The organism is Mesorhizobium sp. C264A (assembly GCF_040324515.1).
GTDB lineage: Bacteria > Pseudomonadota > Alphaproteobacteria > Rhizobiales > Rhizobiaceae > Mesorhizobium.
Window position 1 is genome coordinate 3558544 of sequence record NZ_JAMYVY010000001.1, and the last position, 14981, is coordinate 3573524.

14 protein-coding genes and 1 pseudogene are annotated in these 14981 nt (G+C 62.1%); 10 read left to right on the top strand and 5 right to left on the bottom strand.

The features are described 5' to 3' along the window. Positions 1-104 precede the first annotated feature (104 nt). The 6 genes from NKL04_RS17490 to NKL04_RS17515 all read left to right on the top strand — a co-directional run bounded on the left by NKL04_RS17490 (position 105) and on the right by NKL04_RS17515 (position 5853). Positions 105-1352 carry an ABC transporter substrate-binding protein gene (locus NKL04_RS17490; RefSeq protein WP_023735657.1) on the top strand — a complete coding sequence of 416 codons (1248 nt, stop codon included), beginning with the start codon at positions 105-107 and terminating at the stop codon, positions 1350-1352. Between the two features lie 139 nt (positions 1353-1491). Next, the gene (locus tag NKL04_RS17495) at positions 1492-2388 is read left to right on the top strand and encodes a carbohydrate ABC transporter permease (protein ID WP_023699786.1); all 897 of its coding nucleotides are present in this window, start codon (positions 1492-1494) and stop codon (positions 2386-2388) included. Positions 2389-2392: 4 nt separating this feature from the next. Next, a complete protein-coding gene (locus NKL04_RS17500; RefSeq protein WP_031209018.1) occupies positions 2393-3235 on the top strand; it encodes a carbohydrate ABC transporter permease in 843 nt (280 codons plus the stop codon). A 38-nt stretch (positions 3236-3273) separates the two neighbouring features. Further along, positions 3274-4095 (top strand): sugar phosphate isomerase/epimerase family protein, encoded by an 822-nt coding sequence (locus NKL04_RS17505; protein ID WP_023699787.1) that lies wholly within the window; start codon positions 3274-3276, stop codon positions 4093-4095. Between the two features lie 4 nt (positions 4096-4099). Beyond that, a complete protein-coding gene (locus NKL04_RS17510; protein WP_023699788.1) occupies positions 4100-4825 on the top strand; it encodes a ribulose-phosphate 3-epimerase in 726 nt (241 codons plus the stop codon). Next, positions 4825-5853, top strand: coding sequence for an ROK family protein (locus tag NKL04_RS17515; protein WP_023699789.1), 1029 nt, complete (start codon positions 4825-4827; stop codon positions 5851-5853). The genes NKL04_RS17510 and NKL04_RS17515 overlap by 1 nt, the downstream gene beginning before the upstream one ends. Positions 5854-5930: 77 nt before the next feature. Here the strand turns inward: NKL04_RS17515 and frp are convergent, their stop codons facing one another. Both frp and NKL04_RS17525 read right to left on the bottom strand, forming a co-directional pair. After that, positions 5931-6263 carry a fluorescence recovery protein gene (gene frp / locus NKL04_RS17520; protein WP_023699790.1) on the bottom strand — a complete coding sequence of 111 codons (333 nt, stop codon included), beginning with the start codon at positions 6261-6263 and terminating at the stop codon, positions 5931-5933. 454 nt (positions 6264-6717) lie between these two features. Next, the gene (locus tag NKL04_RS17525; protein ID WP_023699792.1) at positions 6718-7629 is read right to left on the bottom strand and encodes a LysR substrate-binding domain-containing protein; all 912 of its coding nucleotides are present in this window, start codon (positions 7627-7629) and stop codon (positions 6718-6720) included. A 102-nt stretch (positions 7630-7731) separates the two neighbouring features. Here NKL04_RS17525 and NKL04_RS17530 point away from each other — a divergent pair, with 102 nt between their 5' ends. The 3 genes from NKL04_RS17530 (at position 7732) to NKL04_RS17540 (ending at position 9936) form a co-directional block, all read left to right on the top strand. Further along, complete coding sequence (locus tag NKL04_RS17530; RefSeq protein ID WP_031209020.1) at positions 7732-8370, top strand: DsbA family protein; 639 nt, start codon at positions 7732-7734, stop codon at positions 8368-8370. A 52-nt stretch (positions 8371-8422) separates the two neighbouring features. Continuing rightward, the gene (locus tag NKL04_RS17535; protein WP_023667893.1) at positions 8423-9031 is read left to right on the top strand and encodes an NAD(P)-dependent oxidoreductase; all 609 of its coding nucleotides are present in this window, start codon (positions 8423-8425) and stop codon (positions 9029-9031) included. A 167-nt stretch (positions 9032-9198) separates the two neighbouring features. After that, entirely contained in the window at positions 9199-9936 is a 738-nt protein-coding gene (locus tag NKL04_RS17540; protein WP_023699794.1) for an SDR family oxidoreductase, read from the top strand. On the opposite strand, the pseudogene NKL04_RS17545 reads toward NKL04_RS17540, so the two are convergent. Next, positions 9887-10817, bottom strand: a pseudogene (locus NKL04_RS17545) (LysR family transcriptional regulator). The gene NKL04_RS17540 and the pseudogene NKL04_RS17545 sit on opposite strands and share 50 nt — an antisense overlap. 264 nt (positions 10818-11081) lie before the next feature. On the opposite strand from NKL04_RS17545, the gene NKL04_RS17550 reads away from it, so the two are divergent. Beyond that, positions 11082-11990 (top strand): dihydrodipicolinate synthase family protein, encoded by a 909-nt coding sequence (locus NKL04_RS17550; protein WP_032997174.1) that lies wholly within the window; start codon positions 11082-11084, stop codon positions 11988-11990. 163 nt (positions 11991-12153) lie between these two features. Here the strand turns inward: NKL04_RS17550 and NKL04_RS17555 are convergent, their stop codons facing one another. Both NKL04_RS17555 and NKL04_RS17560 read right to left on the bottom strand, forming a co-directional pair. Further along, positions 12154-13755: a S1 family peptidase gene (locus NKL04_RS17555; RefSeq protein WP_023699797.1), complete on the bottom strand. Its 1602-nt coding sequence runs from the start codon at positions 13753-13755 to the stop codon at positions 12154-12156. Positions 13756-14537: 782 nt separating this feature from the next. Further along, positions 14538-14921 carry a toll/interleukin-1 receptor domain-containing protein gene (locus tag NKL04_RS17560; RefSeq protein WP_031209023.1) on the bottom strand — a complete coding sequence of 128 codons (384 nt, stop codon included), beginning with the start codon at positions 14919-14921 and terminating at the stop codon, positions 14538-14540. Between the last annotated feature and the right edge of the window lie 60 nt (positions 14922-14981).

Consider the following 14981-nt stretch of genomic DNA (forward strand, 5'->3'; position numbering starts at 1 on the left):
AGACCGCGGGCGGGAGCGAGGTGCCTGCGGAAGACACAAGAAGGCTTCTGAATGAACAGACGACCGTCCGCATTGTGCGGCCGATCTTGAAGAAGGAGGAGAAAATGATGTTTCGGATACGACCCGCGATGCTGAAAATAGCCGCGGCCGCATGGTTGCTTGGTGCAACCGGCGCCATGGCGGACACGACGCTGGAATTCACCCAATGGTGGGAGCCCGAATTGCCGGCGGGATCGCTCAGGGCAATCATGAACGACTTCGAGGCTGCAAACCCCGGCATCAAGGTGACGCTGGTCAGCGGTCCCTATGCGACCACGCGAGACCAGATCTCGGTCGGCGCCGCAACCGGAACGCTTAGCGACGTCGTCGGTCTCGACGGCGCCTGGGTGAACAATCTGAACGCGCAGGGTGCGCTAGCCGACATGAACCCGATGATGGATGCGAGCGGGTTCGACAAGACCCAGGTCGCGGATATCATCAAGGTGGACGGCAAGGCGGTGATGTTTCCCGTGGCTTCGTTCGTCTATCCGGTCTTCGTCAATCTGGACCTCGCCGCCCAGGCAGGCGTCACCAAGCTGCCGTCGACCCGCGCGGAGTTTCTCGAAGCCGCCAAGAAGATGACCCATGCCGACAAGAACCAGTATGGCTGGGTGCTGCCGCTGTCGCTGCAAACGCCGTCCGGTGTCCAGAACGACCTGATGTCGTGGGTCTGGGCCTCGGGTCAATCGATGATGGTTGAAGGCAAGCCGGCTCTCGAGGGCAAGCCGGTCGTCGATATGCTCACCTTCGTCAAATCGCTGAACGACGCCGGCGTCATCTCGCCCGGCATTGCCACCAAGACCGAGCAGGAGAAGGTCGAGGAATTCGTCAACGATCGGGTCGGAATGATGATCGACTCGCTTGCGCATGTGAACCTCATCCGCAAACGCAATCCCAAGCTGAACTTCGACCTGATCCCGGTCCCGGTCGTGGCGGACTACAGCGGCAAGCGCGGCCTTCCCTACGCCTCCTGGGGCATCGGCATCTCCGCCGCCTCGAAACATCAGGATGAAGCCTGGAAGCTCGTCCAATATCTGATGAGCGAGAAGGTGAATGCCAAGCTCGTGTCGCTTGCAAACGCCTTCCCGGGCAACGTCAACGCCAAGCCCGATTTCGTGACCTCGGACAAGGCTTTCGCCAAGGCTTTCGAAATCTTCAAGACCGGCTATCTCGCCAACGAGTTCACGGGCCTGCCGGTGGCTGAAGACCTGATGACCCAGTTCGACGTGGAGGCTCAGAAGATGCTTGCCGGCGAGCAGTCTCCGGAACAAGCCGCAACCAACGCTCAAAAGGGCTGGATGGCGAAATTCTGAGCGGCCATTGCCCGTTTGCTATCTTCCACCGGGTGGCCCGGCCTCGGCCAGGCCACCCGTCAACAACGGATCGGCAATTTGAGATGGACCTGTTTTTGAAGCGCACCTTCCTCTTGAAGGCACATCCCAGGGGTCGCACATGACCGGGCAGAAGCGCTCCCACCATCGACTGAAACGAGCGGTCGCACCCTATCTCTATCTGTCACCATCGCTCCTCATAATCGGCCTTCTGATGCTGCTGCCGATGGTGACGGTGATTGGCTATTCGTTCCAGAACAGCGCGGTGCTGCGTCGCGACCCGTCCTTTGCCGGACTGAAACACTACCAGGCGATCTTTGCCGATCCGGTGTTCTGGGCCTCGCTGTGGCACACGCTCTACTTCACCTGCATGAGTGTCGTCTTCCATATGACCATCGGCATGCTCTTCGCACTCATGCTGAACAGCGACCGCATCAATCCGACGCTGCGCAACATCCTGCGCGTGCTCTACATACTGCCCTGGCTGTTCACCGCGGTGATTATCGCGGTGATCTGGCGCCTTCTGCTTGAGCCGAATGGTGTCGTGAACAGTGTTCTCATGCAGATCGGCATCATCGGTTCCAAGGTCGAGTGGTTTTCCTCGCCCGCGACCGCGCTGCACGCCGTCACCTTCGCCAACATCTGGGCGGGCTACCCGCTTTTCATGGTCAGCCTGCTCGCAGGCTTGCAGGGCATTCCCAAGGATTTCTACGAGGCCGCCGATATCGACGGCGCGAAGGCCTACCAGAAGCTGATCTTCATCACCATTCCGCAGCTGATGCCGATCATCATCAGCATCTCGCTGCTCGACTTCATCTGGACCATGCAGGTCTTTCCATTGATCTGGATAACGACGGGTGGCGGTCCGATCTACTCGACCGAGGTCCTCAGCACCTACACGTACAAGCTGGCGTTTTCGAGCTACAACCTGTCGCAGGCCTCGGCGAGCGCCGTGGTCATCCTGCTGATCTCTCTCGGCCTGACGCTGTTCTACATCCGCTATCAAAAGGCTCGGTAGTCACATGAGGAAAATGCACACGCCCAAAGACAGGCTGATCACCGCCGCGCTCCATGTCGCGCTTGCCGCAGGCCTCTTGTTCGCGGCCTTCCCGATCTACTGGATGCTGAGCAGCTCGTTCAAGTCGAATACCGAAATCTTCGCCCTGCCGCCAACCGTCCTGCCGAAGGCCTTCACGCTGGAAGCGTATGCGGCCATCCTTGGTGATCCGGTAAAGCTGCGCTTCTTCTTCAACAGCTACTTCGTCGCCGGAGCGGTGACCGTGCTGACGGTGCTGATCGCCTTGCTGGCAGCCTATGGGTTCAGCCGTTTCAATTTCCGCGGCAAGGGCAGCCTCAACACGCTCATCATCAGCACGCAGACGATCCCGCCGATCACGCTTTTGATCCCGTTCTTCGGGCTGGTCGTCTCGTATGGCATCTTCGACACCTATGTCGCGCTGATCCTGACTTACCTGGTGTTCACGCTGCCCTATGCGATCCTGCTGATGACGGGATATCTGAACACCTTGCCGCGCGACCTCGATGAAGCGGTGGCTGTCGACGGCGGCACCAGTTGGACCGCACTGTGGCGGGTGATCGTCCCGATTTCACTGCCTGGTATCGTGGCGACGTCGGTCTACACCTTCCTGTTGTGCTGGAACGAATTTCTCTTTGCGCTGACACTGACGAAGTCGACGTCCATGCGCACCGTCCCGATCGGCATCCAGTTGTTGATGGGGCAACACGCCTTCGAATGGAACCAGATGATGGCGATGAGCGTGCTCGGCTCGCTGCCGCTCCTGGTCATCTACCTGGTTGCCCAGAGATTCTTCCTCGCCGGCATGACCGCAGGCTCAGTCAAGTAGGATGTCCCTCCAACGAGGTGGAATCAAGGAATGAAAGGATGACCGTGAAAGACCTGAAAGTCGGCTGCCAGACCTTTACCTGGGAAATGCTGGGCGACCGCTTCGCCGGCGGCCCGGACGATCTGCTCAAGGCGATCGCCGATGGCGGCTATGCCGGCATCGAGATCACCGACACGATGATCGGCCGCTATGCCGGCAAGCCAACGGAGTTCGCCGCCGCGCTGAAGTCATCCGGGCTGACGCTCGTCTCCTTCGCCTTCGGCTCCAAGAGCGGTTTCACGCTCAGGGATGAGATCGGCGCCGACCTGGAGACCGCCAAACGCTGGATCGACTTCGCCGCCGCCTTTCCCGGCGCGCTGGTGTCGATGGGCTCGGCCACGATGGTTTCCGACGGGCCGCGCGACGACAAGTTTGCCATCACGGCCGAGGTCTACAACAAAGCCGGCGAGCTCGGGCGCGAGGCCGGCGTCCAGGTCGCGGTGCATCCAAGCTCGCATCACAACACGCTGCTGTTCGACCGCGCCGACTATGATCGCATCTTCGGGCTGGTCGACGCCTCGCTCGTCGGCTGGGTGCCGGACACCGGCCACATCTTGCGCGGCGGCCAGGACATGGCGGATACGCTCACCACCTATCGCGATCGCATCCGCTATGTGCATCTGAAGGATGTCGACGCGAATGGCACATGGGCGATGCTTGGCAAGGGTGTCTGCGATGCGGCGAAGGTGATCGAGATCGCTGGTGCCGCGCCCCATTTCAACGGCTGGCTGGTGCTGGAGGAAGAGTCCGAGACCGCTGCCGCCGACCCTGCCGGCGCGGTCAAGACCAACCGCCAGACCATGCGCAGCTACGGAGCCTGAGACGATGACGACGAACAAGCCCCTGTCCGGCCCCGCCGCGATCGCTGCCCTGCCGCGCAACCGGCTGATCGGCGAGTTCTCGCTGTGGTCGGCCGACCTCGCCAACATGGAGCGCGATTTGAAGCGCATCGAGACCCATGCCGATGTCCATCATATCGACGTCGCCGACGCCCGCTTCACCCCTGGCTTCCTGTTCTTCCCGGACCTGGTGGCGCGCATCGCCAAGCTCACCGCGAAGCCGATCCATGTCCATTTGATGGTCGAAGCCGAGATCGTCGAAGAACAGACGCGCCAGTTCATCGAGGCCGGCGCCGACCTGATCAGCGTGCACGCCGAAAACGGCGAGACCGGCCTGCGCGCCGTGAAACTGGCGCATGAACTCGGGGCCGAGGCCGGCGTGGTACTGCGGCTGGAAACACCGGTCGCGGCCGTCACGCCCTTCCTGGCGGAAGTGGCGTTCGTGACGCTGCTCGGCACCTCCATCGGCGTCAAGGGCCAGAGCCTGTCGGAGCAGGCGTGTCCGCGCCTGATCGAGGCGCGCGCGCTGATGCGCAAAGCCGGCCGCGAGGCCGACATCGTGCTTGCCGTCGATGGCGGCATCCGCCACGAGACCGTGCCGCTGCTGCGCGCCGCAGGTGCGGAGACCGTGGTGCTGGGCTCGCTGGCCTTCGGCGATCCCGACCTTGCCCGGCGCATGGCCTGGCTGCACGGGCTGGAGGTCGCCGCCTGATGACCAAGCTTGCGCTCGCCTTCGATCTCGGTGGCACGGCGCTGCGCGGTGCGCTGGTCGAGAGCGATGGCCGTATCGTCGCTCATGCTTCGGCGCCGACGCTTGCCGGTGCGGGATCGGAGGCGGTGATCGGCCAGATCGTCGCTTTGGCAGGCACGCTGCTTAAGGAACACCCGCAGGCAAACGTCGCCGGCATCGGCGTCGGTGCGCCGGGACCGCTCGACCCCAAGGCGGGGATCGTCATTGCGCCGCCGACGCTGGCCGGCTGGCATGATGTGCCGCTGATCGACATTCTGGGGCGGCATTTCGGGCTGCCGGTGCGGCTGGAAAACGACGCCAATGCGGCGGCGCTCGGCGAATGGCGTTTTGGCGCCGGACGTGGCAGCGGATCGCTGGTGTTCGTGACTGTGTCCACCGGCATTGGCGGCGGCGTCGTCGCCGATGGCCACATCTATCACGGCAGGCGCGGACTGGCGGCCGAGATCGGCCACATGACCATCACCGGTGAAGGCGACCGCTGCTTTTGCGGCGCCATCGGCTGCTTCGAGGCCGTTGCCTCCGGAACCGCGCTCGGCCGCCGCGCCACGCGACTGACCGCGCCGGGCGACGGCTCGCTCTTACGACGGCTGTCAAATGACGGCGACGTCTCGGCCAGGCATGTCGTAGAGGCTGCCAAGGCCGGCGACGCCAACGCTCTCGACCTGATCGAGGCGGAAGCACAATGGCTGGGCATCGGCTTCACCAATCTCTTGCATCTCTATTCGCCCGATCTGATTGTCATGGGTGGCGGCCTTTCCAACGGGTTCGACCTTCTGGCACCGTCGATCAGAGCGGTCATCCAGCAGCGGGCGATGCCGGCCTATCGCGACGTGCCGATCGTGCAGGCTGAACTCGGCGACCGCGCCGGGCTGATCGGCGCCGCCAGCCTGATCCTGTGGGAAGGCGAACCGGGTGCGCCGCTGGCGATGGCGCAGGACGACAAGGACAGAGGCGCGACCGCCGATGCCACGGAGGCACGCCATGGCTGAACTCGAGCTGCGCGGCGCGCGCGAAGATGGTGAATGGTCCAGTTTGAATGCAGCGCCAAGGCCCCCGAAGAGGACCCCTACCCTTCGCGATTCCAGCTGGCGTATTTTCGGATCGTTTGCCGCTTGTCTTCCGACAAGCCAACAAGGAGATTCTCCTCGAGATAGCCTTGCCGGATGAGATTGGCGAAGACCTGTATTAGCTGTGAATAGCGATAGTCGAACATCTGGTCGATCTTCCGTCGCTGCTGCCGCAGAAAGTCTTCGACATCCCATATTTCGGAAGGCGTTGCCGCAACGTGGGCCCTGCTCTTGAGTTCAGCCAACGTCTTGTCGAGCGCCACCTTCAGCGCTGCGTCATAGGCAGTGCGGGCGACTTTCTTTTCGGACGGAGACCATTTTTCGACGGTCATCGGCTATCTCTATCGAGTTCGCGGTGGCCGGCATCCGGTAGAACCCGCGACAGGCGCAGGACAGCCCCGCCTTTGGGGCCGTTCTACTTCCCGCAATGGTGATCGTTGACCTTGTTCAGCGCATTCGCGTCCGGCCCGACCCTGTCGTAGGAGCAGGGGCCGGCAGCCGTGGTGACCAGCATCTTATCATAGTAGCGCGGGCCGCCGAACAGGGCATAGAAGAGGTCGCGATGGCGGGGACGTAGCGTTCGGGTTCTGGCTGACGATGGCGATGCTTGTCCTTGGCGACACCCGCTGTGGACAGGCTGCAGCCGACAGCGAGAGCGAGCATGCAGGTCGCAAAGATCTTGGTGGTCATCGGCAGTACCCCTTCTGACGGTTCGGAATCGCAGCATATCCAAAAGCGCCTGCCGAACAAAGGTTCCCTCGCCGGCATTGCCGGCCGGTGCCGAAATCAGCCCGCACTGCGCGCGCGCCGCCGTTCGGCTGCAACCAGGAGGTCGACGAAAGCGCGCACCTTGGCCGGCCTGAAGCGCGCCGGCGGGAAGACGGCATGGATGCCACCGGACGGCAAGGTCCAGTCCGCGAACACCCGCACCAGCCGGCCGCGCGCAATGTCGTCGGCGACACTGTAATCCGGAAAGATGCCGAGGCCGATGCCGGCCAGCACGCAGGACAGCACGCCTGGTGTCTTGTCGCAGCTGACGACGGGGTTGAGTTCGGCCAGCACCGTTTCCGTGCCCCTCGAGAACAGCCATTGGCCGACCCCGCGCAACTGGGCGTTGCCGACCCAGGGCAGCGACTTCGCCTGCCTGGGGCTGGCTTCCCCAGGCAGCCTGGCGGCCAGTTCCGGGCTGGCGACGACGAATTGCTGCAGGCTGCCCAGCCGCCGCGCCAGATTGCTGGAATCGGCAAGCCAGCCGACGCGGATGCCAAGATCGATCTGCTCGTCGACCAGGTTGCTGACCGCATCGTCGAAGATCGTCTCGACCCGCATTTTCGGGTATTTTCTGATGTAGGCGGCGATGGTCGGCGCCACGACCTTCTCGCCATAATCGAGCGGCGCCGTCAGCCGCAGCGTCCCCGTCGGCTGCGCCGCTCGCTGCGAAATGTCGCCATAGGCTGCCTCCGCCTCGCGCAGGATGATCGCGGTCCGGTCATAGAACAGACGACCCTCTTCGGTCGCCGTCACGCGCCGGGTCGTGCGCCGCAACAGCGTAGCGCCAAGCTCTTCTTCGAGCTTGCCGACCTGATGGCTGACCACAGCCTTGGCAACATCGAGACGGTCGGCAGCGGCCGTGAACGAGCCGGTCTCCACCACGGTGGCGAAGTAGACGAGCCGATTGAGATTGAGGAGTTCGGTCACAGGCCGCTCATTGTCTGATTTTATCAGACAGTTTGTATGATTGATCGCTATTTTTCGCAAGCGGTCCAGCTGTCATCTATCGGGCAACAGAATGAGGCCGCCATGACCAATGCAACCCTAACCTATCTTTTCGACCCGCTCTGCGGTTGGTGCTATGGCGCCACGCCGATGCTGGATCGACTGGCCGCCGGCGGGACCGCGCTCCAACTGCTGCCGGTGGGGCTTTTCTCCGGTGCCGGCGCGCGGCCGCTGGATGCAGGTTTTGCCGCCCACGCCTGGGACAATGACCAGCGCATCGCGCGGCTGAGCGGACAGCGCTTCAGCCAGGCCTATCTCGACAATGTGCTCAATGTCAGCGGCACCTTGCTCGATTCTTCCGCTGCCACCATGGGCATCAACGCCGCCGGGCTGGACGACTGGCGCAAGGAACTTGCGGCACTGAAGGCGATCCAGCATGCGCGCTATGTCGACGGCCGCGATATTGTGACGGTTGACGGCGTCGCCGCGGTACTGACCGACGCCGGCATGAGCGACGCGGCAAAGCTCTTGAAAGCGCCGACGCAGCCGTTTCTGGCGAAGCATCACGACCTGGTCAGCCGCGGGCGGATGTTGTTCCATCGGCTGCATGCCAATGGCGTTCCCGCGCTGGCGGTGATCGGCCAAACGGCGCCGCGCCTGATCGGCGCCAACGCGCTGTTCGGCAGCTACGACAATCTCGTCGCTCACATCGAGGCGGCGTAGTCCCAGAAATTCTCCCCAGATGAAATTCTCCCCAGACGAAAGGAAAATCCCCATGAAAATCGCACTTATCGGCGCGTCCGGCCAGGTCGGCTCCCGCCTGCTTAAGGAACTCTCCGATCGCGGGCACAGCATCACCGCCATTGCCCGGCATCCAGACAAGATCGCGGCACTTCCGGGCGTGACTGCCAAGAAGGGCGACGTCTTCGACAAGGATGGCCTTGCCGCCCTGATCAAGGGTCATGACGCGGTGATCTCCTCGGTTCATTTCCTCGACAGCGATCCCGATACGCTTATCGCAGCCGTGCGTGCTTCCGGCGTCAAACGCTACCTCGTCGTCGGCGGCGCCGGCAGCCTTGAGGTTGCGCCCGGCAAGCGCCTGGTCGACACGCCGACCTTCCCTGATATCTACAAGGCCGAGGCGCAGAAGGGCGCCGACTTCCTCGACACGCTGCGGACGGTCGACGATCTCGACTGGACCTTGCTGTCGCCTTCGGCGCTGTTCGTCGCCGGCGAGCGGACCGGCAAATACCGCATCGGCAAGGACACGCTGCTGACGTCCGACAAGGGCAGCAGCATTTCCTTCGAGGACTACGCCATCGTCATGGCCGACGAGATCGAAAAGCCGGCGCATATCAAGCAGCGCTTTACGGTCGGCTATTGAGCGCACTTCTATTGACAGGTGGGCCACTCGACGGAGTGGCCCGCGTCGGTTCCTATCGACGATAGTGCCATCGGAGTCTCCGATGGCACTATCGCTTTCTTCCGTTTCCACTCCTGCCGCCGGCCTGCGAACTCTCTTCCGGAGCGGTTCAGGACAGGAACGGAAACATGGCAGACACAGACATCTCAAAATCGAAAATCGCTATCGTCGGCGGCAGCTCCGGAATGGGGCTCGCGTTGGCAAGGCGGTGCCTGGACTCAGGCGCCGAAGTCATCATCGTCGGCCGCAGTGAAGCCAGGCTCAAGCGTGCCGGCGAGGCGCTGCGGAACCATGCCGGTCTGAGCGCCGTCGCGGCCGATATTGCAAGGGAGGATCAGGTCGCTGACCTGTTCAGGCGGATTGGCCGGCTCGACCATATCGTCAGCACCGCCGCCGATATCGAAGGCGCCTATGAGTTATTGCCTGCGATCGACCTGAAGGCGGCGCAGAGAGTCGTCGAAAGCAAATTCTACGGGCCGCTGCTGCTCGCCAAGCATGGCGCGCCGCAGCTTTCGGCCAACGGCTCCATCACCTTCACCTCAGGCATCGCCGCCTACCGGCCGGCGGCGCGCGGCTCGGTCGTTGCCGCTGTCAACGCTGCGCTGGAAGGGTTGGTGCGGGCGCTGGCGGTCGAGCTGGCGCCGGTCCGTGTCAACGCCGTCTCGCCGGGCTGGGTCGACACGCCGATCTGGAGTTTTGTGGCCGGCGACAAGAAGGACGAGACGCTCGATGCAATGGCCAGGCGCCTGCCGGTCGGCCGCGTCGGACAGCCGGACGACATTGCCGATGCCATCGCCTTTCTGATGGGCAACGGTTTTACGACAGGGACGGTTCTGCATGTCGAGGGCGGTCACCGGCTGATCTGAGCGCAGCGAAATTCCTGGCCGCGGCCGCCAGCAGTTTCAGCGCCGGCGGCTGAACCCGCCGGCGGCGCCAGATCATGACCAGCGACGCCGTGCGGGCCGACCCCGGCCACGGCAATTCGACGATCTCGCCGCGATCGAGCGCGTCGGCAACGGCCAGCCGCGGCACCAGGCCCATGCCGACACCAGTCGCCACCAGGCCCGCAATGGCGCCGATGCTGCCGACTTCGGCGGCAAGTTCTGGCGCTGCCATCTCGGCAAAGGCAGTGTCGAACAGATGCCGGTAGACGCATCCGGTTTTCCGTCACCACGAAACGCATCGCGGCGAGCGCGGCCAGGTCGCTCTGCCCCGATGCGGGCGCATGTTCGGGTGAGGCGACAAGGACCAGCGGCTCGGCCGATATCGTGCGCCGGGCCAGGCGTTCGTCCAGACCGCCTTTGTCGAAACAGAAGGCGACGTCGATCTCGCCTTCTTCGAGCTGCCGCAGCAGGGCATCGCTGCCGGCGATTTTGAGCCGCAGACCGATCTCCGGGTGGTCGCCTCGAAAGGCCGCCAGCCATTGCGGAAGTTTGACAGTGGCAATCGTCTCCAGCGCGCCGACCGTAACCGTTCCGGCGGTCATTCCCGTCGTTGCCTCGACCGCAATACGCGCCTCCTCCGCCAGTTGCAGAATCTCTTCCGCATAAGGTTTCAGCGCGTCGCCGGCCGTCGTCAGGTCGAGGCCGTGGCGCGAGCGGATGAAGAGGACGACGCCAAGTTCGCTTTCCAGCGACTGGATCTGGTCGCTGACGCTCGACTGCGCCAGATGAACCTCCCGCGCTGCACGGGTGATATTACGGTGCCGCGCCACGGCGAGGAAGGTCTTGAGCAATCGTGGGTGCATGCCGTTTCCGGATCTGTCTCTGTTCGACATTTCGGGCTTGGCTGGTCCACTTGCAACCCTGGTCCATTTGCAACCCCGGTCCATTTGCAACCCATTGACGCCGGCGTCATCTGGTTGCGGCAGACCGAAGGGCCAGAATTTCGCGGCAATGACCCGCAAGTTTTCCCACGGCCGGCGCGGTGGCCCAAGAGATCGCCTCTGGCAGATCGCATCGCACGTATGCTCTATGCCAAGCTGATTTCCAGCACCGATGGAAGGACCGACATGCCCCGCCCGCAAGGAACCATCGCCCCGATCCTGACGCCGTTCGAGAACGATGGCCGCATTGCCCGTGACCTGTGGATCTCACATGCCAAATGGGTGCTGGGCCAGGGCGCCCATTTGCTGTCGCCGTTCGGCACCACGGGCGAGGCACTGTCGCTCTCGCTCGACGAGCGCATGCAGGCGCTGGAATGGCTGGTTGCATCAGGCATTTCGCCGGGGCGCATGATGCCCGGCACCGGCGTCACCGCACTGCCCGAAACCGTCGAACTGTCGAAGCACGCGGTCGGCCTCGGCTGCGCCGCCGTGATGGTGCTGCCATCATTCTTCTACACGGCCGCCGGGGATGAAGGCCAGGCGCGCTACTACAGCGAGCTGATCGAACGGGTGGCCAACCCGGCGCTGAAGATGATTCTCTACCACATCCCGCAGAACTCCGGCGTGCCGGTAAGCCCTGCCCTGACCGCCCGGTTGAGCGCGGTGTTTCCAGAGACGGTCGTCGCCTACAAGGATAGCGCCGGCGACTGGAACAACACGGCGGCGGTGATTGCCGCCGCACCCGACGTCGCGGTGTTCCCCAGCTCGGAGGCGCAACTGACCAAGGGGCTCGCCAGTGGTGCTGCGGGCTGTATCTCCGCGACCGTCAATCTCAACGCTGCGGCCATCCGCGCCCTCTACGACGCGACGATCGCTGGCCAAGACGTCACGGAAGCGGACGCCGCGATCAGGGCGTTCCGCAAGGTGATCCAGGATGCAGGCCTGATCCCGGCAATGAAGGCCGTGCTGGCGGTGCGCTCCGGCGACAAACGCTGGCTCAACCTCCGCGCGCCGCATGAGAATGCGACGCTGGAAAGCGGCAAGGCGCTGCTCACGGCGCTCGGTCCCGCAGCCGACCACATTGGCCGCGGCTGAGGCTCAGCACAGTGTCGAACCGCCGCCGATCCAGCGCCACGACAGCCAACGCCCGTCCCGATTTCGTGAAGTCCCGATTTCGTGAAGCAACGTGTCGAGTGAAGGCCGTTTTGCTTCCCCACAATGGGGAAGGCAGGATACGCGTAACTGACAACCGGATCGCTTATCCCAGGCCGGCTTTCAAAGCCCGGCGAATCGATCCCATCGAGATGCCTTCATTTGCAGAATAAACCCCCGCCTCGCCATCGAGCGGCGATGCGTTCTCGACATATTTGTGATGGATGCCCACGACTTTCCAATTGCGATTGAACACCGGGCTGCCTGAGCTGCCATTGTCAGTCGGCGATCGATAGTGCATGCGCTGCGGCTTTGCTTCCGCCAGGGGCTCGAACGCCACAAGCCGGCCGTCGAGGAACGAGAAAGAAATTTCCTGCCCCAAAGGATGGCCAATGACGACCGCGGTCGGGTCGGGCGGCATCACCAATGGCAAGTCCGCCACTTCCAAGGGATCAATGTCGGATACGTCTTTGTTAAGCTTCAACACGCTGCAATCGTGAGTTCCTACGGAAAGACACTTCACAATCTTTGCCACCGTGTAAACCTTGTTGCCGGGCTGAAGCTGGAACGTGACCTGAACATCTCCCGGCAATGCGGCCCCGCTCTGCGATGGATCGCTGACCACGTGAGCGTTGGTTATCACGACCTGCCCGATTGCGGGGTCGAGCCCAATGTCGGCCGCGGAGACGAGGAAGCCCGTGCCAAGGGGGGCAAAGCCGGAACGAATCATCGCGATCGATTCAGCCGACTTCATCGCAAATCGTAGCGCCACGAGTGAGACCGGGGGCGTTGTGCCGATCAGGGCCTGAAGCTGGTCGGCATTGCCTTTCGTCAAATGGAAGCCTCCCCCCATCTCCACGAGAGCGTCCAGAACGAGGCCTCCGATTATGGCGCCTTCCTCGATCTCGCCAATGCGCCATATTTGCGAAAGCTGCCGATGCGCGCTGGCAAGGGTAAAATTGTCGGTGCGCTCGGACCCGATCGCCTTTTGATACCAATCACGCGCCCCTGCATAGTCCTGAAGCGCTACGCACATCTCGCCTGCCGCTGTGGGGATCCACGGGTCATCGTTGCCGTCGCCGCGATAGTCAGCTGCCATGCGTTTCAGAATATCTTTGGCAAGCTCGGTCTTCGAGCCGAAATCATGGCGCAGCTCGTGGCTTTCAGCGAGGTGTGCCACGGCAACGATCTGCGTCCCGTGCCATGCCAGCATTCCGACATCGTCGGGATTGGTTTCCAATCCTTTCGAGTAGCACTCGTAGGAGCTCTTTAATGCTCTCTTTGCTACATCGAGGCGCTTTTGTCCTATCGCTTCATAGGCAATGTCCTTCCATGCCCTCCCGCGTATGCCGTGAATCTCCGACGCTTCCTTGGCGAACTCCTCGGCCGAGGCCTCCAAAGCAAGATTTCCCAGAATGCCGATTGCGGCCACCTGATTGCCGCGGTCGACCAGGGCTTGCGCATAGATGGTCCAGATACGCGGCGTGCAGTAACCGGCCTTGATGAACGCCTCGCCCAGCATCTGTATCTGGTCGTACCTGCGGTTGCGCCGAAGTTCTTTCATCAGCGCCGCGCCAAGCGCCCCCGCGCTGTCCGAAGGCTCCGGCAGGGCCATCCCCAGCCGCTCGCAGAGTTCTCGCAGTTCCCTCAGATCATACCTGCGATTGGCCGAAATTGCCTGTTCGATGAGTTCCTTGTAGTCGTCCATTGTCTTGTTCCCCGTCCCTACGGCTCTCTTGCCTGTGTCATTCGGTCCGCCGCCGGCCCGTCAGCCGCAATGAAATCATAGGGGCTGCGAGATATCCCTCGATCTGAAGCAGCGCAGTACGTCTCCTGCCGGCACTGCGCTTGCTCGCAGCTGGTTCGCGGCAACACGGCTTCCGGAGAAATCGTCCCGGGTTAAGTTGAGGGGTATGTCATGGACCATATCCTTGCCTCCATTCTGGTGGGTAGTCGCTACGTACGGGAGATCCACTTGCGCCAGGGCCCGAAGCATAGGTGTACCAAAGTCGGCTACCTATAGTGGATGAAAGTCGACTCCCAATTTTCTTTCTATCGCAGTACTTTTAAGCGGCTGCATAATGGAAAGCTGGAATCCGATGGAAGGCTCAACACCCACAATATCCGGCCATGGCCAGAGACGTTTTTTACGAATTTCCATCAGTGTCCATTGCCGGCGCGAATGAAACTGAAGCTTCTCTGTCTGGCGTTACATCATCTATGGCTACGGCTCCAAACAGCAAGCCATGCTCTATAGGTAAAATTGATATATCTAGATCACTTGCCGGAGACTGAAAAACTATACTTTCGATTTTTACATCATTACTTTCATCTACGCTTGGAAAGTATGCATCAACTAATTCAACTGCTTAACAACGTGAGCGCACGTTACAATAACAATCCCCGAACCATAGCCCTCAATGACATCAGAGCCTTTCATTATAAAACCCGTTCCAACCTCCCCAACACCTCCGTTGGCACGCCGGATTACTACCGACCGAGATCGTCGGAGGCAATTTTATACCAATTCTCATTGGCCTGCCAAAAATCCTTCAGCTTGGGCGGCAGCGAGGCGATCGACACCTTGTCATCGATAATGACGCCGAACATCGGCTTGTCGAGCTTGTGGGCGAGCATCAACTCCTTCTCGCACCATTCAGATTTCAACCATGCCGCGCTGACCAGGAACAGCACCGCCTGGCAGCGATTGGCCGCCTCGTGCAGTGCGCGCTCCCAGCGCTGGCCGGCGACAATGCCGCACTCCGGGTCCAGATCGAGGAAATAGTCGTCCCAGCCATTGGAAATCAGCCAGTCGCGTATGGCACGCGCCTCGGCATTGTTGCGGCTCGAATGGCTGATGAAAATGCGTGACACGTTATCGCCCCCCAGCGACAATAAATACTGACACACATCGTCATGCGGGGAAAGTATACG

Bases quoted from the DNA above. Each gene is read 5' to 3' on its own strand.
- NKL04_RS17490 (WP_023735657.1), top strand. From the start codon at position 105: ATGATGTTTCGGATACGACCCGCGATGCTGAAAATAGCCGCGGCCGCA.
- NKL04_RS17495 (WP_023699786.1), top strand. From the start codon at position 1,492: ATGACCGGGCAGAAGCGCTCCCACCATCGACTGAAACGAGCGGTCGCA.
- NKL04_RS17500 (WP_031209018.1), top strand. From the start codon at position 2,393: ATGAGGAAAATGCACACGCCCAAAGACAGGCTGATCACCGCCGCGCTC.
- NKL04_RS17505 (WP_023699787.1), top strand. From the start codon at position 3,274: ATGACCGTGAAAGACCTGAAAGTCGGCTGCCAGACCTTTACCTGGGAA.
- NKL04_RS17510 (WP_023699788.1), top strand. From the start codon at position 4,100: ATGACGACGAACAAGCCCCTGTCCGGCCCCGCCGCGATCGCTGCCCTG.
- NKL04_RS17515 (WP_023699789.1), top strand. From the start codon at position 4,825: ATGACCAAGCTTGCGCTCGCCTTCGATCTCGGTGGCACGGCGCTGCGC.
- frp (WP_023699790.1), bottom strand. From the start codon at position 6,263: ATGACCGTCGAAAAATGGTCTCCGTCCGAAAAGAAAGTCGCCCGCACT.
- NKL04_RS17530 (WP_031209020.1), top strand. From the start codon at position 7,732: ATGACCAATGCAACCCTAACCTATCTTTTCGACCCGCTCTGCGGTTGG.
- NKL04_RS17535 (WP_023667893.1), top strand. From the start codon at position 8,423: ATGAAAATCGCACTTATCGGCGCGTCCGGCCAGGTCGGCTCCCGCCTG.
- NKL04_RS17540 (WP_023699794.1), top strand. From the start codon at position 9,199: ATGGCAGACACAGACATCTCAAAATCGAAAATCGCTATCGTCGGCGGC.
- NKL04_RS17550 (WP_032997174.1), top strand. From the start codon at position 11,082: ATGCCCCGCCCGCAAGGAACCATCGCCCCGATCCTGACGCCGTTCGAG.
- NKL04_RS17555 (WP_023699797.1), bottom strand. From the start codon at position 13,755: ATGGACGACTACAAGGAACTCATCGAACAGGCAATTTCGGCCAATCGC.